At 71.7% G+C, this 20,896-nt stretch carries 17 protein-coding genes; 9 read left to right on the top strand and 8 right to left on the bottom strand.

Features of this window, described 5'->3' with window-relative positions:
• Positions 1-60: 60 nt before the first annotated feature.
• The 3 genes from AC5020_RS03540 to imuA' form a co-directional block, all read right to left on the bottom strand.
• Entirely contained in the window at positions 61-3,486 is a 3,426-nt protein-coding gene (locus AC5020_RS03540; protein WP_464987241.1) for an error-prone DNA polymerase, read from the bottom strand.
• Between the two features lie 119 nt (positions 3,487-3,605).
• Positions 3,606-5,333, bottom strand: a complete 1,728-nt coding sequence (locus AC5020_RS03535; protein ID WP_464987240.1) for a DNA polymerase Y family protein — start codon at positions 5,331-5,333, stop codon at positions 3,606-3,608.
• Positions 5,330-6,271 (bottom strand): DnaE2-dependent mutagenesis accessory factor ImuA', encoded by a 942-nt coding sequence (imuA', locus tag AC5020_RS03530; protein ID WP_464987239.1) that lies wholly within the window; start codon positions 6,269-6,271, stop codon positions 5,330-5,332. The genes AC5020_RS03535 and imuA' overlap by 4 nt, the downstream gene beginning before the upstream one ends.
• A 221-nt stretch (positions 6,272-6,492) precedes the next feature.
• Between imuA' and AC5020_RS03525 the strand changes: the two genes are divergently transcribed.
• On the top strand, positions 6,493-7,524 hold the full coding sequence (locus tag AC5020_RS03525) for an NAD(P)-dependent alcohol dehydrogenase (protein ID WP_464987238.1): 1,032 nt from the start codon (positions 6,493-6,495) through the stop codon (positions 7,522-7,524).
• 111 nt (positions 7,525-7,635) lie between these two features.
• Here AC5020_RS03525 and AC5020_RS03520 read toward each other — a convergent pair whose 3' ends face one another.
• Both AC5020_RS03520 and AC5020_RS03515 read right to left on the bottom strand, forming a co-directional pair.
• Entirely contained in the window at positions 7,636-8,460 is an 825-nt protein-coding gene (locus AC5020_RS03520) for a TrmH family RNA methyltransferase (RefSeq protein ID WP_464987250.1), read from the bottom strand.
• A 73-nt stretch (positions 8,461-8,533) separates the two neighbouring features.
• Positions 8,534-9,328: an ABC transporter ATP-binding protein gene (locus AC5020_RS03515; protein WP_464987237.1), complete on the bottom strand. Its 795-nt coding sequence runs from the start codon at positions 9,326-9,328 to the stop codon at positions 8,534-8,536.
• 155 nt (positions 9,329-9,483) lie between these two features.
• On the opposite strand from AC5020_RS03515, the gene AC5020_RS03510 reads away from it, so the two are divergent.
• Together AC5020_RS03510 and AC5020_RS03505 are read left to right on the top strand one after the other, a co-directional pair.
• A complete protein-coding gene (locus AC5020_RS03510; RefSeq protein WP_464987236.1) occupies positions 9,484-11,031 on the top strand; it encodes an RNB domain-containing ribonuclease in 1,548 nt (515 codons plus the stop codon).
• Positions 11,028-11,816 (top strand): Rv1486c family protein, encoded by a 789-nt coding sequence (locus tag AC5020_RS03505; RefSeq protein ID WP_464987235.1) that lies wholly within the window; start codon positions 11,028-11,030, stop codon positions 11,814-11,816. Before AC5020_RS03510 ends, AC5020_RS03505 begins: the two co-directional genes overlap by 4 nt.
• 94 nt (positions 11,817-11,910) lie before the next feature.
• Here the strand turns inward: AC5020_RS03505 and glgA are convergent, their stop codons facing one another.
• The gene (gene glgA, locus AC5020_RS03500) at positions 11,911-13,149 is read right to left on the bottom strand and encodes a glycogen synthase (RefSeq protein ID WP_464987234.1); all 1,239 of its coding nucleotides are present in this window, start codon (positions 13,147-13,149) and stop codon (positions 11,911-11,913) included.
• A gap of 49 nt (positions 13,150-13,198) precedes the next feature.
• On the opposite strand from glgA, the gene glgC reads away from it, so the two are divergent.
• Together glgC and serB are read left to right on the top strand one after the other, a co-directional pair.
• Entirely contained in the window at positions 13,199-14,440 is a 1,242-nt protein-coding gene (glgC, locus tag AC5020_RS03495) for a glucose-1-phosphate adenylyltransferase (RefSeq protein ID WP_464987233.1), read from the top strand.
• Positions 14,437-15,126, top strand: coding sequence for a phosphoserine phosphatase SerB (gene serB, locus AC5020_RS03490; protein ID WP_464987232.1), 690 nt, complete (start codon positions 14,437-14,439; stop codon positions 15,124-15,126). Before glgC ends, serB begins: the two co-directional genes overlap by 4 nt.
• Positions 15,127-15,129: 3 nt before the next feature.
• On the opposite strand, the gene sixA is transcribed toward serB, so the two are convergent.
• Both sixA and AC5020_RS03480 read right to left on the bottom strand, forming a co-directional pair.
• Positions 15,130-15,657 carry a phosphohistidine phosphatase SixA gene (sixA, locus tag AC5020_RS03485; RefSeq protein ID WP_377017034.1) on the bottom strand — a complete coding sequence of 176 codons (528 nt, stop codon included), beginning with the start codon at positions 15,655-15,657 and terminating at the stop codon, positions 15,130-15,132.
• A gap of 52 nt (positions 15,658-15,709) precedes the next feature.
• A complete protein-coding gene (locus AC5020_RS03480) occupies positions 15,710-16,435 on the bottom strand; it encodes a beta-ketoacyl-ACP reductase (RefSeq protein ID WP_377017032.1) in 726 nt (241 codons plus the stop codon).
• A 196-nt stretch (positions 16,436-16,631) separates the two neighbouring features.
• Here AC5020_RS03480 and AC5020_RS03475 point away from each other — a divergent pair, with 196 nt between their 5' ends.
• From AC5020_RS03475 to AC5020_RS03460, 4 genes are read left to right on the top strand one after another with little or no spacing between them, the layout of a single operon-like run.
• Entirely contained in the window at positions 16,632-18,563 is a 1,932-nt protein-coding gene (locus tag AC5020_RS03475) for a DNA polymerase III subunit gamma/tau domain-containing protein (RefSeq protein WP_464987231.1), read from the top strand.
• A complete protein-coding gene (locus AC5020_RS03470; RefSeq protein ID WP_464987230.1) occupies positions 18,560-19,120 on the top strand; it encodes a hypothetical protein in 561 nt (186 codons plus the stop codon). The genes AC5020_RS03475 and AC5020_RS03470 overlap by 4 nt, the downstream gene beginning before the upstream one ends.
• Positions 19,117-20,019 carry an SURF1 family cytochrome oxidase biogenesis protein gene (locus AC5020_RS03465; protein ID WP_464987229.1) on the top strand — a complete coding sequence of 301 codons (903 nt, stop codon included), beginning with the start codon at positions 19,117-19,119 and terminating at the stop codon, positions 20,017-20,019. The genes AC5020_RS03470 and AC5020_RS03465 overlap by 4 nt, the downstream gene beginning before the upstream one ends.
• Positions 19,991-20,803 carry a glycerophosphodiester phosphodiesterase family protein gene (locus AC5020_RS03460; protein ID WP_377793928.1) on the top strand — a complete coding sequence of 271 codons (813 nt, stop codon included), beginning with the start codon at positions 19,991-19,993 and terminating at the stop codon, positions 20,801-20,803. The genes AC5020_RS03465 and AC5020_RS03460 overlap by 29 nt, the downstream gene beginning before the upstream one ends.
• Positions 20,804-20,896: the final 93 nt, after the last annotated feature.

Raw genomic sequence — 20,896 nt, 5'->3', positions numbered from 1 at the left:
CGGGCTCACAGCACGTCCGTGATCGGTTCCCGGCGATCCGGGCTCGCCGGGAACCGCTGCTCACTGGAAGTCCCTGGACCTGCCCGCCGCAGGCAGGTCCAGGGCGGCCACGTCGTCGGCCATCAGGTTCACCGCGCCGCTGCGGTTCTCGACGATCCCGCGCAGCACGATCGCCCGGGAGGTGCGCAGCAGCACCCGGTGACGGTGCCAGAACCCCTGGGAGCAGACCACGTTGAGGATCCCGGTCTCGTCCTCGAGGCTGAGGAAGGTGACGTTCCCGGCGGTCGCGGGCCGCTGGCGGTGGGTGATCACCCCGGCCACCCGGATCCGGGAGGAGTCCTCCGCCGCCCGGGTGCCCTCGATGCTCAGCACCTTCTCGGCCGTGAGCTGTTCGCGCACGAGCGCCATGGGGTGCTCATCCAGCGTGATCCCGGTGGCCCAGGCATCGGCGGAGGCCAGCTCGGTATCGCTCATGCCGGGCAGCATCGGGGCCCGGGCCCCCACCGCCAGGTGCGGCAGCGTCTCCGGGGACTCCTGGGCGGCGGCCCCCGCGGACCACAGCGCCTGCCGGCGGGAGCTGGCCAGCTGATCGAGAGCGCCCGCGGTGGCCAGCGCCTCGAGCTGGCGGGCGCTGAGCTGGACCCGTCGGGCCAGATCCGGGACCGAGACGAAGGGGCCGTGCTCCTCGCGCTCGGCGACGATCGCCTCCGCGGTCTCGGTGCTGATCGAGCGCACCTGGTCCAGCCCCAGCCGGATCGCCGGACCCTGCGCGGCCGCCTCCCCCTGGACCTGCTGGCGCGGCGGATCGACCCGGTACCCGTGGTGATCGGCGTCGGTCTCCAGATCGGTGCGGGCGCGGCTGGCCAGCACGTCCGGGCCCCGGGTGAGCACGCCGTGCCGGCGCGCATCGGCCACCAGCGACTGCGGCGAATAGAAGCCCATCGGCTGGGAGCGCAGCAGCGCCGCCGTGAACGCCGCCGGATAGTGGCACTTCAGGTACGAGCTGGCATAGACCAGGTACGCGAAGGAATAGGCGTGGGACTCGGGGAAGCCGTAGTTGGCGAAGGCCAGCAGCTTGCGGTGGACCGCCTCGGCGTCCTCCCCCGTGATCCCGTGCGCCGCCATCCCCGCGAACAGTGCGTCGGAGAGCTCGAGCATCTTCTCGGTGGAGCGCTTGGAGCCCATCGCGCGGCGCAGCCGGTCGGCCTGGGCGGGCGTGAAGTCGGCGACGTCGACCACCATCTGCATCAGCTGCTCCTGGAACAGCGGGATCCCCAGGGTGCGGCCCAGGGACTTCTCCAGCAGCGGATGGATAAAGGTGACCTCCTCCTCGCCGGCGCGGCGACGGATGTAGGGGTGGACGGAACCGCCCTGGATGGGGCCGGGCCGGATCAGGGCCACCTCCACCACCAGGTCGTAGAACTCCCGGGGCCGCAGCCGCGGCAAGGTGGAGATCTGGGCACGGGACTCCACCTGGAACACGCCCACGCTGTCCCCGGCGCACAGCATGTCGTAGACCGCCGGGTCCTCCTGCGGCAGGGTGCGAAGCTCGAAGCGCTGGCCGTGGTGCTCGGCGACCAGGGCCAGGGCATGATCCAGGGCGGTGAGCATCCCCAGCCCCAGCAGATCGAACTTGACCAGGCCCGCCTCGGCGCAGTCGTCCTTGTCCCACTGCAGCACGCTGCGGTCCTCCATCGCCGCCCACTGCACGGGGCACACCTCGATCACCGGGCGGTCGCACAGCACCATCCCCCCGGAGTGGATGCCCAGGTGGCGCGGGGCATCGCGCAGCGACCGGGCGAGGTCGACCACGTCCTGGGGGATCTCCGCCCCGGCCAGTGAGGAGAAGGAACGCTCGACGCGGCGGGAGAAGCCGTCCTGCGCGCCGGTGTCGTAGCCGAGCGCCCGGGCGGCATCGCGCACCGCGAGCTTGGCGCGATAGGTGATGACGTTGGCGACCTGCGCGGCGTTCTCCCGGCCGTAGCGCTCGTAGACGTACTGGATGACCTCCTCGCGGCGGTCGGAGGCGATGTCGATGTCGATGTCCGGCGGGCCGTCCCGCTCCGGGGCCAGGAACCGTTCGAACAGCAGCTGGTGGCCGACGGGCTCGACCGCCGTGATGCCCAGCGCGTAGCAGACCGCGGAGTTCGCGGCCGAGCCGCGCCCCTGGGCGAGGATCCCCTCATCCAGGCAGAACGCGATGATGTCGTGGACGATCAGGAAGTATCCGGGAAAGCCCAGGCCGGTGATGACCTCCAGCTCGTGATCGATCTGCGCCCACGCCCCGGGAACCCGCTCGGGGGTCTCGGGCGTGGGCCGGGGGCCGTAGCGCTCGCGGCCCTCGATCTCGACCAGCTCGATCAGCCAGCTGGTCTCGTCGTGCCCGGCCGGCACCGGGAACGGGGGCAGGTTCGGAGCGAGCAGGTGGAGGTCCAGGGCGCAGTCCCGGCCCAGCCGCGCGGCGGCCGAGATCGCGCGCGGGTAGCGGGGCAGCAGCTGGACCATCTCCTCGCCGCTGCGCAGATGAGCGGGGCGGGAGGAGAGGTAGGGATCCGCCTCGGCCAGCGGCACCCCGGCCCGCAGGGCGGCATGGGTGTCGGCCACATGCTTGTCGACCGGCCGTGCGTAGTGGGCGTTGGTGGTGGCCACCAGCGGCAGGGAGATCTCGTCGAGCCCGTGGGACTCCCGCACCAGGCGAGCACCCTGGGCCAGGGCGTCGTGGAGCTCGTCGGCCGCTCCCCCGCCGCCGGCGACCAGCTCGACGGCCACATTGCCCGCGCCGAACAGCTCCAGCAGCCGGGCGATCGCCTCGGCCGCGGCCTGGGCCGCACCCTCCAGATCCCCCACCTCCAGGTGCGGGGCGACGGCGCGGGTCACCGATCCCTTGCGGCAGCCGGTGAGGATCTGCCAGTGCCCCTCCCGCGCCGCACGGCTCAGCTCGGCCAGCCGGTAGCGGGGGGTGCCCTTCTCCCCGCTGTCGAGGTGGGCGCGGGCGATGGCCGCCGACAGCTGCCGGTACCCGTCCGTGTCGCGCACCAGCACCAGCAGGTGCTCCCCGTCCGGGTCGCTGATGCCGGTGCGGGGCGCAGAGGTCACCGGGGTGGCGCTCGCCGCCTCGGCCCCCGGTTCGAGACCGAGGGTGAGCTCGGCCCCGAACACCGTGGCGATGCCCTGCTCCCCCGCGGTGCGGGCGAAGCGCACCGCGCCGGGCAGTCCATCGTGATCCACGAGGGTGATGGCCCCCAGCCCCAGCCGGGCGGCCTGCTCGACCATGTCCTCCGGGCTCGAGGCCCCGTCGAGGAAGCTGAAATGCGAATGGGCGTGCAGCTCGGCGTAGTCGACGCTCGCGGTCGGGCGGTAGGCGTCGCCGGCCGGCGCGGCGGGCTCCTCGACGACGACCGGCGGGGTCGTCACCTGGGCAGGGCGGTCCGAGAGGATCGCCTCGAGATCCTTCCACGCGGGCGGCCCCAGGAACCATCCGGCCATCGCTCTTCTCCTCCGACTCTGCTCTCTGACTGGTCTCCTACCGCTCGTTCCTCGCAGTACGTCGATCAGACTCTGCTCTCTGACTGGTCTCCTACCGCTCGTTCCTCGCAGTACGTCGATCAGTCGTACAGCCCTTCCAGCGACCAGCGGCCGGTGCGGGACAGGGCCAGCACGGCGGTCTCCTCCGCGCTCGCGCCGCGCACCACCAGCTGCAGACGGGCCGAGCGGTTGCCGTCGCGGGTCCACCAGCGCTCGTCGATCACGGTGGGAGCACCATGGGCGAGCACCGGGTGCGGGGAGCCGGCGCGCAGCCCCGTCCGCTGCAGCAGAGGCGTCCCGGGCGCGGCGACCAGAAGACGGGCGGGCGGGGCGCTGAGCAGACCGCGGGCGGTGACCACGACGGGCCGCCCCTCGGCGTCCTCGAGGGAGACCGCCGGCGGCTCGCGGAACACCGTGGCGGGCACGGGGCGCGGCAGCGACCCCGGCCAGGGGCCCTCACGCCGGGCAGGCTTCTCCGCACGCCAGGGCACCAGCTGCACCTCCTCGGCCAGCAGCCGTCCTCCGACCACGGCGGGGACCTGGACCGCGTCCTCCCCCGCCAGACCCTGAGCACGGGCGAAGGCCCGCGAGGCCCGCTGAGCCGCCTCCCCCGCGCTGCCCCACAGCGCCGGGGCGCTCTCCCCCGCCGGCGCCAGCTGCAGCGGGTGCAGACCGAGCCGGGTGATCGCGCCGGTCGCCGGTCCCCCGAGCCGCGAGCGGGTGATCCAGCCGTCGCACTGCCAGCGGATGCGGTCGACGACGTCGGCGACGCTCAGCGCGCCGTCGTGCCGCCAGGTGCGCTCCATCTCCTCGCCGCCCTCGGTGCGCGCCACGATCCGCAGCCGCGTGCACACCAGGCCGCGGTCCACCAGCATCCCGTGCAGCTCCTCGGCCAGCGGACGCGCGATGAAGGCCGCCTGGTCGGTGCGCACCAGCGGCGTCTCCAGGGTGGTCTCGGCCAGGATCGGCTGAGTGGGATGGTGCGTGGCGGGCGGGGCCGGCTCCTGGCCGCGGGCCAACAGGTGCAGCGTGGCGACATCGGGACCGAAACGATCGGCGACCGCGGCGGAGGGCAGGGCCGCGAGATCCCCCAGGGTGGCGATCCCCAGACGCTGGAGCAGGTCCACCGTCTCGGCCAGATCCAGCCGACGTCCGGGCCGGGTCGCGGCGGGCTGGCCGCGATGGCCCCACCCGGGGCCGACGGGGGCGCTGCCCAGCGCGGCGATCGGGTGCGGGGCGAGGTAGTCGGCGCTGCGGCCGGGGTGGACGATGCGTCCGGGCGTGGCTGCCAGCAGCGCTGCGAAGGGACCGTCGGCGATCCCGACGCTGCAGTCCCAGCCGGTGAGGTCGGCGACGGCATCGATGATCGCCTCGGCCAGGGCCTCCTCCCCGCCGTGGTGGCGAGAGGGCCCGCGGGCCGCCATCAGCACGGTGCCCGGCCGCAGCACGTCGACCCCCGCGGCGACGGTGTCCACGGCGGCGGCGACCAGCTCGAACAGGGAGGACTCATGCTCCCGGTCGGCCTCCAGCACCAGCGCCTCGGGGCAGGCCGCGCGGGCGGCCCGGAGCTTCATCCCCGGCAGCGCCCCGGCCTCCCGGGCGGCGGCTCCCGCATGGGTGAGGCGATACTGGTCGACGAGGATCACCGGATCATGGGCGGGGTCGATCGTCCCGTCGGCCCCGTCGGCCCCGTCGGCCCCGTCGGTCTCGAGGCGACGCTGATGGCGGTCCAGCGCCGCGACCAGCGGCCAGTCCGGGACGATGACGGCGACGGTCCGGGTGGCGGCGTCCCTCTCAAGGTTGCTCATCCCGCCCTCCGCGCATCGTGCAGGGTGAGGTGGGAGACGACGGGAGCGATGTCCGCGCGCTCCGTGGAGGAGTCGGCACCCGCAGGCACCCGCGGCGCGGCGGGCGCGGTCGAGGGTGCATCCGCCGTCGCGGGGACGGCCTCGACCATCCCTCCGGCGTGCGGGAGCAGGACCTCGACCTCCCGGTGCCCGGCGATGCCGCGACCGGTGGAGGCGACTGCGAGCCGGCGTCGGCGCAGACGCCCCGAGCCCTGGCCGAGCCCGTGCCAGACGCGGGTGGTGGAGGTCAGGGTGATGTCCGCCCGGCCGGGGGGATGCGCGGCCAGGACCAGGGTGTCCGCACTGCGCACCCGGCTGAGCAGACTGCGCCACAGCGCTGGGGTGAGCTCGAGGTCGGGGCCGAGCACGAGCACTCCCACTCCGTCGGCCAGAGCGGTGAGCACCTGCGGACGCTGCTCCCCCGAGGCCGGGGCGAGGGCGAGACGCTCGGGATCCAGCCCGGCATCGAGCGCGGAGCGGAGCCCGAGATCGGGCATCCCCGCCACCGCGCACCAGGAGTCCTCCCCTGCCGCGGCGACCGCGAGGGCGAGCAGCAACGACGTGGTGGCGGCCCCTTCGACCGCCACCGAGCCGCCCGCGCTCAGACCGACGTGAGGGAAGAGACCGGCCAGCGGGGCCGGGACCGGCAGCAGGGTCCCGGCGACCTGACCGGGCGCGATGGGAGCCGGGGCGGAGGCAGGTGAGGCGGAGGTCGAGGTGCCTGCGGGAGCGGCTCCCGGGGGCGCAGGGGCAGCGGACCTCCCGCCCTCGAGACTGCGCAAAGCGGTGCGATCGATCGGTCCGCCCCATCGGGCGGCGCTGCGTTCGGCCGCGCCGAGAGCCGCGCGGGCGCGATGAAGCCGCTCCTCCTGCGTCGCCTGCGGGACTGCCGCGCTCATGGTCACCTCCGTACCGCCACCCTCCTCGTTGTTCGAACAACAGTTCGAATGCTACGCCCGGATGGAGGTGTGCTCAAGAGAGGGGGTCTTCACATCGAACAACAGTGCGAAGACTCGCAGGAGGGTCCGACAGACGGCGCTGGGCACTCGCGGCCGCCGGCCGGACTCTTTGCGATGATGAGTCCAAGCCCACCGACGTACCCCCACGGAGAGGACCGCTCATGCGCGCACTGGTGCTGCAGGAGAAGAACCGCATGTCCATCGAGGAGGTCGAGCCCGCCGGGTCGCCGGGGCCCGGTGAGGTTCGCATCGCGATGCACACGGTCGGGATCTGCGCCTCTGACGTGCACTATTGGACCGACGGCAAGATCGGCCCGTTCGTCGTCAAGGAGCCCATGGTGCTGGGCCACGAGGGGGCCGGCACCGTGGTCGAGGTCGGCGAGGGCGTCACCCACCTCTCCCCCGGTGATCGCGTGGCGATGGAGCCCGGCGTGCCGGATCCTTCCTCGCGGGCCGTGCGCGAGGGCAACTACAACGTCGATCCCGGGGTCCGGTTCTGGGCCACTCCTCCGGTCGACGGGTGCCTGACCGATGAGGTCGTCCACCCCGCGTCGTACACGTACAAGCTCCCCGAATCCCTGAGCTTCGCCGAGGGCGCGCTCATCGAGCCGTTCTCCGTGGGAATGTTCGCCGCCACCAAGGCCGGCATCGCTCCGGGTGATGTCGCCGCGATCGTGGGCAGCGGCACCATCGGGATCATGACCGCTCTGGCTGCACGCGCCGGCGGCGCCAGCCGTGTGTTCATCAGCGATGTCCAGCCCCAGAAGCTCGAGCTGCTCGACGGACTGGAGGGCATCGTCCCCGTCGACGCCACCCAGGAGGACCTCGGGGAGCGGGTGCGCGCGGAGACCGGCGGATGGGGACCTCAGGTCGTCTTCGAGGCCTCCGGCGCCGGCCCTGCCTACAAGAACCTCTGGTCCCTGCCGGCGCCCGGCGGCCGGATCGTGCTGGTGGGCATGCCGGTCGACCCGGTGCCCTTCGACATCGCCACCGCGCAGAGCCGAGGCGTCTCGATCGAGACGGTGTTCCGCTACGCCAACGTGTACCAGAAGGCGATCGACCTCGCCGCGAGCGATGCCGTGGACCTCAGCCGCTTCGTCTCGGAGTCCTTCGGCTTCGAGGACTCCGTGCAGGCCTTCGAACGGTTCCTCGAAGGACGGCCGACGGACGTGAAGCTGCAGATCACGCTCTGAGACGCGCCATTCCCTGCGACGCGAATCCCTGAGGCGCGGGCAGCGATCACCAGCACGCAAGATCCGTGGAACCGTGGGAATTCGTCCCCAGTTCCCACGGTTTCGCGGAATTCACGCGGTACTAGAGGCGTGATCCTCTCCGGGCGCCGCGAGAGCTGCTCGCCGCTGCCAGAACACGACCGCGCTGGCCGCTGCGACGTTCAGTGAGTCGACGCCTCCGGCCATCGGGATCACCACGTGCTCGTCGGCCGCCTTCAGCGTTGCCGTCCTCAGGCCGTGCCCTTCCGCCCCGAGGACGAACGCGACCTTGCGGCCGCCACGCAGGTCGACCTGGTCCAGCGCGACCGCGCTGTCGGTGAGCGCCAGCGCGAGGACGTCGAAACCGGCATCGTGCAGCAGGTCGACGCCGTCGTGCGGCACGTCCTCCCCTGGTGGGTGCGGCGCATGCGGCCAGGCTCCCAGGCGCGTCCACGGCACCTGGAACACGGTGCCCATCGAGACGCGGATGGACCGGCGGTAGAGCGGGTCGGCGCAGCGCGGGGAGACCAGCACCGCGTCGACGCCGAGGGCGGCGGCGGAGCGGAACATCGCTCCCACGTTGGTGTGGTCGACGATGTCCTCGAGCACGGCGACGGTGCGGGCCGTGGCCAGCACGTCGGCGGTGCGGGGCAGCTGCGGGCGCTGCATCGAGGCCAGGGCCCCGCGGTGGAGATGGAACCCGGTCAGCTGCTCGATCAGCGCCTCCTCGCCCACGAACACGGCAGCGTCGGGGAAGCGCGTGTACAGCGGGGCGAACCGCTCCAGCCACTTCTCGCTCATGAGGAACGAGCGCGGCCGCATGCCTGCCTCGATCGCGCGCGAGATCACCTCATAGCTCTCGGCCATGAACAGGCCGCGCTCGACCTCCACGCGCGAGCGCAGCCGCACGTCGGTCATGCGCAGGTAGTCATCCAGCGCCGGATCCGAGAGATCGGTGATCCGGTGCAGCTGCGGGTCGGGCACAGCGGGGTCAGTCCAGCGACAGGGAGCGCGCGGTGAAGCGGTCCCCGTGCTGCTCGGCCACCAGGGGCAGCCCGAAGGTGCGCGTGAGGTTCGCGGACGTCAGGGTCTCTTCGATCGGGCCGGCGGCGACGAGGCCGCCGTCGCGGAGCAGCGCCAGGTGGGTGTAGCCGGGCGGAATCTCCTCGACGTGGTGGGTGACCAGTACGGTCACCGGCGTGGCGGGGTCCTTCGCCAGGCGGCCGAGTGTGCGCACCAGCGATTCCCGGCCGCCGAGATCCAGGCCCGCGGCGGGCTCGTCCAGCAGCAGCAGCTCGGGGTCGGTCATGAGGGCACGCGCCGCCAGGACGCGCTTGCGCTCCCCCGTGGACAGCGTGCCGAACATGCGCTCGGCGAGGTCACCGACGCCGAACGCGGCCAGCAGGGTGCGGGCACGCTGGAGGTCGATGTCGTCGTAGGCTTCGCGCCACCGGCCTACGACCCCGTATCCCGCGGTGACCACGACGTTCTGCGCGGTCTCGTCCGCCGGGATGGTGTCGGCCAGCTCCTGGCTGGCCAGCCCGATCATCGGGCGCAGTTCGAAGATGTCGACCTTGCCGAGCTGTTCGCCGATGATCCGCACCGTGCCGCTGGTGGGGTGCATGCGCGCGGCGAGCAGGAGGATCAGGGTCGACTTCCCGGCGCCGTTGGGCCCCAGGACCGCCCAGCGCTCGCCCTCGGCGATGTCCAGGGAGAGGGAGTCGAGAATGTTGTGTCCCGAGCGGCGGACGACGACATCGGTCAGTGAAGCTGCTGCGACGGCCATGGTCCGAGCCTATCGTCCGGATCCGCGCCCACGTGACGCGCCGGCGCCGGTTCGAGACGTCGGAGTGCTCACGTGCCGCCCCTCATGCATGGGCACGTGCACGCGCTCGCACCCTCGAGGATCGCGCCCGATCCGCGGCCGCGTATGGAGCGCGCGTGACCTCTAGACTGACCGCGCCCGAACCGCCGGTCCAGGAGGTCGATGTGCCGCACCGCCCCGTCTCTGTGCACGCCCCGCGAGGGTCGGTCGCGGCCGATGTGATCCGCGAGGGCATCGACGCCCTGCTCAGCACCTACGGCGAGGACCTGTCCCTGGAGTTCCCCGCCGACGTTCTGGCCGACGCGGAGCGCGCAGCGGCCCGCGACATCGCCGGCGCCGAGCGCACCGACCGCACCGGTGTCCCGTTCGTGACCCTGGATCCGGAAAGCTCCACGGACCTCGACCAGGCGATGCATCTCGAACGCCGGGGCGAGGGTTTCCGGGTGCTGTACGCCATCGCCGACGTGCCCGCGTTCGTCGAGCTCGACAGTCCGCTCGATCACGAGGCGCGGCGCCGCGGGGAGACCGTCTATCTCCCCGATCGTCGGATCCCGTTGCACCCCGAGGTGCGCTCCGAGGGCGCCGCCTCGCTGCTTCCCGGGCAGAGCACGCCGGCTTTCGTCTGGGTGCTCGATCTCGATGCCGACGGCGAGATCCAGCGCATCGACCTGGAGCGTTCGCGGGTGCGGTCGATCGAGAAGCTCAGCTACGACCGGGTCCAGGACGATCTCGACCAGGGCACGGGCCACCCCATGATGACCCTGCTGGAGGAGATCGGCGAGCTGCGCGCCCAGCGCGAGGCGGACCGCGGAGGTGCGAGCCTGAACGTGCCCGAGCAGGAGATCATCGCCGAGGGCGACCGGGTACGACTGACCTGGCGCCGCCCCCGCCCCATCGAGGACGCCAACGCACAGATCTCGCTGATGACCGGGATGGCCGCTGCCCAGCTGATGCTGGAGCACGGCGCGGGGATCCTGCGCACCATGCCACCGGCACAGCAGCGGGCAATCGATCGCTTCCGGCGCCAGAGCGAGATCCTCGGCGTCCCCTGGCGCCACGACCAGGCCTACGGGGAGTACCTGCGCTCCCTGGACTGGCGCGAACCGGCCCACCTCGCTCTGCTGAACCAGGCCACCTCCCTGTTCCGCGGCGCCGACTACGCGGCCTTCACGAGCAGGGAGGAGATCCCCGAGGATCCTGCCCAGGCCGCGATCGCCGCCCCGTACGCACACACCACGGCGCCGCTGCGCCGGCTGGTGGACCGCTTCGTGCTGCTGGTGTGCCACGCGCATGTCCAGGGGCGTCGGCCGGAACCGGAGCTGCTCGCCGCCCTCGGGCAGATCCCCGATGCGATGCGCCGCACGGGCTCGACGGCGGGCGAGCTGGAACGGCGGGCGATCGACCTGGTCGAGACCGCGGCGCTGGCGGCTTTCGAGGGCGAGACGTTCGAGGCCGCCGTGATCGAGCGCCGGGAGGCGAGCGAATCCGGCGACGGCGGCACCGCGACGCCGACCCGGGTCGAGGTCCAGCTGACCGACCCGCCGGTCACCGCCTGGGTGCCGATGGACGTCGAGATGGGCGAGGTCGTCCGCGTGCGGCTGGAGTCCGTCGAGGCGACGGCGGGCCGCGCGGTGTTCGTCCCCCTCCAGGAGGGTGCCGCATGAGCGCGGCGGGACCGTCGGCCCGGGATCTCGTCGCCCTGCCCCGCGCCGCCGTGCTGATGCTGTGGGCCTCCGCCTACCTGCGCGGGGACCTCGGCCCCGATGACGCCGCCGAGATGAGCTACGGCGTCGGGCGCAGCGGGCCCGGGGACGGCGGCGAGGACCTCTTCACCTGGATGACCGGGCTGCGACGGCTGCCCCTGGCGCAGCTGCGGCTGGTGCTCCCCGTGCCCGGCCGTATCGCCGGCCTGGTCGGCCCCCCGGCGGCTCTCCCGGCTGCCCTCGAATCCGAACAGGCGATCGTGGTCACCGGCGCCGGGATCGCCGATCACACCCTGATCCCCTCGGTCGCCCCGGTCACCGATCCGGGCGGCATGGTCCACGCCGTGACCTGGGAGCGTTTCGACGCCCCCGTGGGCTCACACGTCCCCCCGGCCGCCACCTCGGGGCACGCCCGGGAGGAGCTGCTGCGCGCCATGCGCCGCGTGGCCGAGGGGAGCATCGACCTGGACCTGGTGCCCGACGAACCGGTCGAGTCCGCGCGGATACCGCCGACATGGACCTCGACCGCGCTCCCCCGCCATGTCGACGACAGCGCGGCACACCTGCTGGTGCTCGCGGCTCGCACGCTGATCCTGACCCGCTCGGAGATCGACGAGGGCTCGGGCCACACCGTGCATCTCTCGGAGGCCCTGGCACGACGCGGGCTGCTGGACGAGCTCCACGATGTCGCCCGGGATGCGCTCGTGGAAGCGGTCGAGCGCATCGTGGCCGCGGAGATGGGCTGACCACGACCGGTCGCCGCCCTCCGAGGTGCCGTGGCGGTCGGGCGGCCAGACAGACACCGACCGCTCCGTCCGCTCCGCCCGCCCAGAGCAGCCCTCAGCGCCGCTGTGCGAGCACAGACCGGTAGACGTCCAGCGTGCGCTCGGCGATCGAGGTCCACGAGAAGTGCTCCGCAGCGCGCCGGCGGGAGGCCTCCCCCATCTGCTTCGCTCGCGCAGGATCGGCGAGCATCCGGGTCAGTGCCTCGGTGAGGTCGGCGACGAAGCGGTCCGGGTCGACCGGGGTGCCCGTGCCGTCGCTGACCTGATCGATCGGCACCAGGTACCCGGTCTCCCCGTCGGCCACGACCTCGGGGATCCCGCCGGTGGCGGAGGCGACCACGGGGGTGCCGCAGGCCATCGCCTCGAGATTCACGATGCCCAGCGGTTCGTACACGCTCGGGCACACGAAGGTGGTCGCGTGGGTGAGGACCTGGGTGAGCTCATGGCGGGGCAGGTGCTCGGAGATCAGATGGACGTTCCCCCGCTCCGCCGCGAGCTCGCTCACCAGGTCATCTACCTCCGCGGCGATCTCTGCGGTGTCCGGCGCGCCGGCGCACAGGACCACCTGGTGATCGGCGGGCAGGCCGCGCACCGCGCGCAGGAAGTAGGGAAGCCCCTTCTGCCGGGTGATGCGGCCGACGAACACGATCGTCGGCGCCTCCGGGTCGATGCCGCGGGAGGTCAGCGCGGAGGTCTCCGGATTCGGCGCCCACTGCTCGATGTCGATCCCGTTGTGGACCACGTGGACCCGTGCCGGGTCGACCGTGGGGTAGGCGCGCAGGATGTCCTCACGCATCCCGCCGGAGACGGCGATTACTCCGGCGGCGCCCTCGTAGGCGGTGCGCTCGGCGAACGAGCTGACCCGGTACCCGCCGCCGAGCTGCTCCGCCTTCCACGGCCGCAGCGGCTCGAGCGAATGCGCGGAGAGCACATGCGGCATGCCGTGCAGCAGCGAGGCCATGTGCCCGGCGAAGTTGGCGTACCAGGTGTGGGAGTGGACCAGGTCCGCCCCGGCGCAGTCCGCTGCGATCAGCAGGTCCGTCCCCAGCGTGGTCAGGGAGGCGTTGGCACCCTCGAGCTCGACAGGGGCGGCGTACGAGGAGGTGCCGGGCTCGTCCCGCTGGGCGCCGAATGCGCGCACACGGACGTCTATATGGGGTCGCAGCACCCGGGTCAGCTCGGCCACGTGCACCCCGGCGCCGCCGTACACCTCCGGCGGATACTCCTTGGTGAGCAGATCCACGCGCATCTCGGACTCCCTCTCTGCTCGGGCCCAGCGCCTCGAGCGTCCCATTGTGCCGGTCCCGGCGTGATGGCTGCCACGTCTGGACTATCCTCGCACCATGTCGTCCAAGAAGGTCCTCGCCATCGTTCTCGCCGGCGGCGAGGGGAAGCGGCTGATGCCCCTGACCCTCGACCGGGCCAAGCCCGCCGTACCCTTCGGCGGCATCTATCGTCTGATCGACTTCGCCCTGTCGAACATCGTCAACTCCGGGTACCTGCGCATCGTGGTGCTGACGCAGTACAAGTCGCACTCCCTGGACAAGCACATCGCCTCCACCTGGCGTATGAGCTCCCTGCTGGGCAACTACGTCGCCCCCGTGCCCGCGCAGCAGCGTATGGGCAAGCACTGGTACCGCGGCTCCTCCGACGCGATCTACCAGTCCCTGAACCTCATCCACGAGGAGAAGCCGGATTACGTGGTCGTCGTCGGCGCCGACCATGTCTATCGCATGGACTTCTCCCAGATGCTCGATGCTCACATCGAATCCGGCAGGCCCTGCACGGTCGCCGCGATCCGTCAGCCCATCGACCAGTCCGACCAGTTCGGCGTGATCGAGACCGACCCGTCGGACCCGACGGCGATCAAGGCGTTCGTCGAGAAGCCGACCCAGACCGAGGGGCTCGCCGATGATCCCGGCTCCATCCTCGCCTCGATGGGCAACTACATCTTCACCGCCGACGCGCTGGTCGAGGCCGTCACCCGGGACGCGCAGGACGACTCCAGCAAGCACGACATGGGCGGCGACATCGTGCCCTACTTCGTCCAGCAGCAGGCGGCCGGCGTCTACGACTTCATCCACAACGATGTCCCCGGCTCCACCGACCGCGACCGTGACTACTGGCGCGACGTCGGGACCCTGGACGCGTTCTACGACGCCCACATGGACCTGATCGCTATCCATCCGGTGTTCAACCTGTACAACGACGCGTGGCAGACGTTCACCGGTCACCGCACGGTGCCGCCGGCGAAGTTCGTCCACGCCGGTCCGGGGCGCGTGGGCACCGCGGTCGATTCGATCATCTCCCCTGGAGTGGTCGTCTCCGGATCGCAGATCTCGAACTCGGTGGTCTCGCCCGGGGTGCGGCTGAATTCGTGGTCGACGGTCTCGGACTCGGTGATCATGGACGGTGTCTCCGTGGGCCGCCACAGCCAGATCCACCGCGCGATCCTCGACAAGAACATCGTGGTCCCGCCGCGCACGCAGATCGGGCTGGAACCGGAGGCCGACCGCGCCCGCGGCTGGGTCGTCACCGACTCGGGGATCACCGTGATCGGCAAGGGAACGGTCATCGAGCCGTGAGCGCGGAGGCCTCGCCGACCACGCACGCCTCGCCGGCCACCGAGGTGGCCGGGCTCCTGGTCTCCGATGTCGACTCGACGTTCCTGACCCAGGAGGTCATCGAGCTGGTGGCCGACCATGCGGGAGTGCGCGACCGGGTCGAGGAGATCACCGCCGCCGCGATGCGCGGAGAGCTCGATTTCTCCCAGTCGCTGCGCGCGCGGGTGGCGCTGCTCGAGGGACTCGACGAGTCCGTGCTCGCGCAGGTGCGCGACGTGCTGGAGCCGACGCCCGGAGTGCTCGAGCTCGTCGACCGCGCGAAGACCGCCGGCTGGAAGATCGCTCTCGTCTCCGGCGGGTTCCACGAGGTGATCGACGAGCTGGCCGCCTCAGCCGGCGTCGATCACGTGCTCGCCAACCGCTTCGAGACGGTCCAGGGGCGCTTCACCGGGAACGTGGCCGGGCCGATCATCGACGGGGCCGCGAAGCGCCGCACCCTCGAGCAGCTCGCCGCGACCTACGCGGTCCCCGTCTCGCGGGTGGTGGCGATGGGAGACGGCGCCAACGACCGCGAGATGCTGCGGGCGGCGGGCACCGGGATCGCGTTCCGGGCGAAGCCGGCGCTGCGCGAGGTGGCCGACGTGATCCTGAACGGCGAGTCGTTGCTGGATGCGTGGCCGCACCTGGAGGCAGCCGCCCGGAGCTGAGGGTCAGGGCCGCACGATCGTGTGCAGCGTCAGCGTCTTCTCCTCGAGCTGATCCCAGTGCGCCAGATCGCCCGAGAGGACGCCCATTCCGCCGGTGGGCATCCCGATGCGCGCCTGGGCGACCGATCCCGGGTCTGAGTCGTCGCCGGCCAGCAGTGAGACCAGCGAGGCCATCGTCGGCTCATGCCCGACGACCATGACCACGGGATGCTTGTCCTTGACGTCGTGCAGCAGGGAGAGCACCTCGCCCGCACCGCCGCTGTAGATGTCCTCGTGGAGGGTGACCTTGCCGTCGAAGTCGGGCATCGCGGCCCGCACGGCGTCCCACGTCTGCGTCGTGCGCAGTGCGTCCGAGACCAGCACGCGGGAGACCCGGACGTTCTGCGACTCGAGGTACTCCCCCACCAGCCGCGCCTGGGACCGTCCCCGCTCGGCGAGCGGTCGCTCATGGTCCGGTTGTCCGGAACCGCTGTCCGCCTTGCCGTGGCGCATCAGCAGCAGCAGGCGGGAGTCGGGGTCGGAGGATGACATGGGGGTACGTTCACGCCTTTGTTCGAGGGTCTGCAGTCGATCCGGATGCGGATCAGTGTCCCATGCCGAGACCACCGTCGACCGGGATCACGGCGCCGGAGATGTAGGCGGCGTCGTCGCTGGCGACGAAGGCCACCACGCGGGCCACCTCGTCCGGCTCGGCGAACCGTCCCGCCGGGATCGCCGCACGGTAGGTGGACTGCTGGTCCTCGGACAGCGCCTGGGTCATCTCGGTGTCGATGTAGCCGGGGGCGACCACGTTGGCCGTGATGCCCCGGGAGCCGAGCTCACGGGTCAGCGCACGGGCGATGCCGATGAGGCCCGACTTCGAGGCCGCGTAGTTGACCTGTCCGGGAGAGCCGTACAGGCCCACCACGGAGCTGATCAGCACGATGCGGCCCTTCTTCTTGCGGATCATGGACTTGATGACGCGCTTGACGGTGCGGAATGAACCGGTGAGGTTCGTGTCCAGCACCGACTCGAAGGAGTCGTCACTCATCCGCATCAGCAGCTGATCATCCGTGATCCCGGCGTTGGCCACCAGCACCTCGATGGGGCCGTGAGCCTCCTCAGCGGCCTTGATCGCCGCATCGAGACTGTCGCCGTCGGTGACGTCGGCGCCGACGGTGAGGGCACCATCAGGACCGCCTTCACCGGACCTGCTGGTCACGGCCACCTTGTCGCCGCGGCGGAGGAACTCCTCCGCGATGGATCGTCCGATGCCCCGGTTCCCACCGGTGATCAGGACACTGCGCGGCTCGGGGGTGGCGTCGGTCATCGTGGCTCCTTGCTGCGAAATCGGCTGAGAGGACGTGCGGAGTGCTGCCCCGCAGGCGTCGTGGGCATGCACGGCCCGTCCACTGGAGACAGCAGGCCTCGTGGGGCGGGCGTGCTCTACGATACGGGGCGAGACAGTGTCGGGATCCTCGGGGGAAGCCCGTCCAGGAACGTCAGCCTCCGGAAGGTGCTACCAGATGGCATATCGCTTCAACCCTCCGCCCAACTGGCCGATCGAGGACCCGAACTGGACCCCACCGCCGGGATGGCAGCCGGACCCGTCGTGGGGCCCCGCTCCCGAGGGGTGGAACTTCTGGATCGAAGCAGGTCCGGGTGAGGCGGCCTCGGGCCAGGGCGAACCGGCCGGCGGTGCTCCGGCATCCCAGCAGGAGGCATCCGCTCCCGAAGAAGGAGCCTCGCTGGAGGATGAGGCACCACTCGACGAGGACGCCTCCCGCGTCGGCTCTTCGGGACCCGCCACCGGAGCCGCTGAGCCGGCACCGGCCTCGGACGGCTCGGGAGCCCATGCGGCGCGGGGCGGTACCGGTGCGGACTCGCGCCCGGAGGCTTCTGGCGCGGAGACGGCAACCGGCGCACCGGAGCCCGAGGAGGCCGCGTCTCTCGAGGAACCGCCCGTGGAGCCGGCCGATCAGGACGTGCAGAACACCCCCGCCGCCGACACCGGCGCTGGCGCGGAGGATGACGCGACTCGTGTCGCCGCTCCCGGCCAGCAGCCCGGGGGAACAGCCCCCGATGACGGCACTCGGGTGAGCGGTCGCCGTGCGCAGTACGGCCCGGTGGGCTCAGACGACGACGCGACGCGGGTGGCGGGCTCCGGCCAGGCCGGCGGTCCGGTGGATCCGGCCGACGACGCGACGCGGGTGGCGGGCTCCGCTCAGCCCGACGACGCCGTCTCCGGTGGTGGATCCGCGACGGACGACGGAACGGGCCCGGAGGCGGGCGAGTCCTCGGGGTCGGGCTCCGAGACCGCTGAGTACACGGGCCCCGATCTCGACTCGGACCTGGCGCAGCAGACGCCGTACGAGAGCGCCGGGCCCGTCTCCGGCGATGATGCCTACGCAGGTGCCGGCGACAGCACGGGCGGAGCCTCGCAGGACCACGGTGGCGGGTCCGCCGCGGCAGCGGGACTGGCCGGTGGCGCCGCCGCATACGGCGCCCAGAGCGGCCCTGCTCAGGGTGGTGCCGACAATGGCTTCGGCCAGCCGTCGCCGAGCCAGGGCTATGGTCAGGCCTCGCCGGATCAGGGCTACGGTCAGTCGTCGCCGAGCCAGGGCTACGGTCAGTCGTCGCCGGGCCAGGGCTATGGTCAGGCCTCGCCGGATCAGGGCTTCGGCCAGCCGTCGCCGAACCAGGGCTATGGTCCGAGTTCAGCGAGTGGTGCGCCGGGCGACGACACCGGCTCTGGCTGGACAGCGACCACAGCACCGGGCGAGAAACCCCAGAAGGGCGTCATCGCCCGGTTCTGGTGGGTCGGATGCATCGTCCTGTTCCTCATCGCCGCCCTGATCGCCGCCATCGCCGGCGTCGCGTTCTTCAGCCTCCGGGACTCCGGTCCAGATGCGGGCGGCAGCCCCAGCGAGGAGTCGTCGCAGGAGACCGCCACCGATCAGGAGAGCCCCACGGACGGGCAGAGCCCCACGGAGGAGGAAGGCGGAGGGGCGGCATCCCCGGATCCGACCACTCCCCTTCCCACCATCAGCTCCGACGCCGAGGAGAAGGAAGTCACCGGCGAGAACGGTTCGGGAACCCTCGCTGTCGACATGGAGTGGCTTCCGCCCGAAGATCTCCCCAGCATGTACGGCGGCACTGTCGAGGCGGGCGAGAACAGTGAGTACCTCGTCGTGACGGCGAAGATGACTGTCACCGAAGGGGCCATGGAATTCCCGAGCTACGGCCTCGCGGTCACCACGCCGTACGGCGGCAACATCTCCGCCGCCTCCGCGAGTTACGGGCTGGACGAGTCGGGTCTCGACTACGACAGCTCCTACGAGTTCCAGGCCGGTGAGGAATACACCGTCAAGCTCCTCTTCGATGCCAAGCGGGCCGGCGGCATGAAGCTCGAGTACAACAACTACACCGACGTATACACCTGGGACGTCCCTGCGTGAGCACGCGCTTCAACCCTCCGCCGAACTGGCCGGAGCCGCCCCACGAGGAGTGGACCCCGCCGGCCGACTTCCGGCCGCAGCCCGACTGGGGGCCGGTGCCGGCCGGATGGCGCTTGTGGCTGACCGGGAAGGAGAGCGGCAGGGATGAGGCTCCACTGCAGGACTCGGAGGACGTCCCGGCCAGCGGGGCTCGCCCGCGCCAGCGCGTGGAGGCGTATCCGGTCTCGGTGATCAACCCGGGAATGTGGGCCGAGAACCACCTCGAACAGGAGGACTACGGGTTCCCGCCCGCCAAGCCCGTCAAGGACCGCCCGCGGCTTCGCCTCGGAGTGACGATCACCGTCACCGCGCTCGGCTTCGTGCTGGCCGCACTGACCGCGGTCATGTTCGTGCTGCTGGTCGACTTCGCGATCGAGGACCTCCCGGAGATGCTCTCCGGGGCGCCCGGGTATCTCGACGGCGCGATGCATCTCCCCGGCGCGACCGGGTCGTCGCACGCCATGATCGGGGCGGAAGGAGCCGCGGGCGCCAGCGCGTCCGCGTTCTGGGCCGGATGAACCGGGGGTCGGCACGCCGGCGCGTGCTCCTCGGCCGCGAGACCCTGATCGGCCTGGTCGTGGTCGTGCTCGCCGCGGCGATATGTGTGGCGCTGGGATTCTGGCAGTACAGTCGCTTCGAGGACCGCCGCGATCAGGCGGCCGTGGTCGAGACGAACTACGAGGCCGCCCCGGTCCCCCTCGAACAGGTGCTTCCGGAGCCCGACGCCGCCCTGGCGTCCGATGCGGACTGGACCCCGGTGCAGATGCGCGGCAGCTACTGCGCCGAACCGGACTGCGTGCTGTATGTCCGCAACCGCCAGCTCTCCGGGCATGTCGGTTTCTGGCAGCTGGTCCCGTTCCGCGCCGACGACGGCACCTCGCTGCTCGTCGTGCGCGGCTGGGTCGAATCGCACAGTGAGGAGTCCAGCCCGTCCGATCCGCCGCCGGTGCCCGAGGGAGAGCGGACGATCACCGTGCGGCTGCGCCCTGCCGAACCGATCCTGGACCGCGAGATGCCCCCGGGACAGGTGCATTCGGTCAATCCGCCGCAGATCGCCGGGGTCCTCCCTGGCGACGGGACCTCGCTGGTCAGGGCGGCCTACGGGGAGCTCGTGTCGGAGAGCCCCTCCGCACAGCGTCCGGAGAGTCTCCCCTCCCCGGATACCTCGTTGGGCTCCCACCTCTCCTATGCCGTCCAGTGGTGGGTCTTCGCCCTGCTCTTCCCCGCCGCCCTGATCTATCGCACCCGGCGTGCACTGCAGGATCTCGAGGCCGACGAGGCTGACGGGACCGACGAGGCCGCCCACAGCAAGCGCGACCGTACCCGCGACCACCGCGCCCGCCTCCGGCAACGGACCCGGCGGCGGGGCCACGACGAGGAGGAAGAGGATGCCCTCATCGACCAGCAGGAGCACTGACCGGCGCAGGGCGACGGGCTCCCGGTTCCTGCCCGGGCGGCGCCCGCGCCGCATCGCCCACCGTGGATTCGCGCCGGACGGCGCAGAGAACACCCTGCGTGCCTTCGAGGCTGCGCTGGATGCGGGAGCCGACATGCTCGAGACCGACGTACGGGCCACTGCCGACGGACTGGCTCTCACCGTCCACGACGAAGATCTGCAGCGGGTCGCCGGTGACCCGCGCCGGATCGACCAGCTGACGGCCCACGAGGCCGGCTCCGTGCGCCTGGCCGGCGATGAGCCGCTGGCGATGCTCGAGGACGTGCTGGGAACGTTCGTCGACGTCCCGGTCAACGTCGACATCAAGGCGTCCTCGGCGATCGGGCCCGCTGTTGCGGCGATCGCCCGCACCCGCAGTGCGCACCGGATCTGCCTGGGCGGTTTCGACGAGTCCGTGGCGCGCAAGGCCGTGGCCACGGTGCGCGCGTCCACCGGGGTGACGCCGGTGCGCAGCCCGGCCCGCCGCACCGTCGCCTCGTTCTACGCCGCACGCGCCGTCGAGGCGCCCGACGCGGTCATCCGCCGCCTGCTCGCCCCGTACGGTGCTCTCCAGGTCCCCCTGAGCTACAAGGGTCTGCCGGTGGCCACCCCGGCCAACATCGCCGCGGCCCATCGCGTCGGGTGCGAGGTGCATGTGTGGACGGTCAATGACCGTGTGACCATGCAGAATCTGCTGGCCAGCGGCGTGGATGGTATCATCACCAATCGCGTCGACGTGCTCTCGGAGCTGCTCGACGGCGAGTGACCACAGGTCACCAGCCATCGCGGCGCGAGCACCCCGGAACCGTGCCGGTCGGGAACAATCCCGGCCCCCGGGGCGTTGACCCCTTCAGACCTC

The sequence above is a fragment of the Brachybacterium sp. SYSU DS0246 genome, from assembly GCF_059391765.1.
Note: the sequence above shows the minus strand (reverse complement) of the source record. Positions and strands in the feature narration are given on the sequence as shown.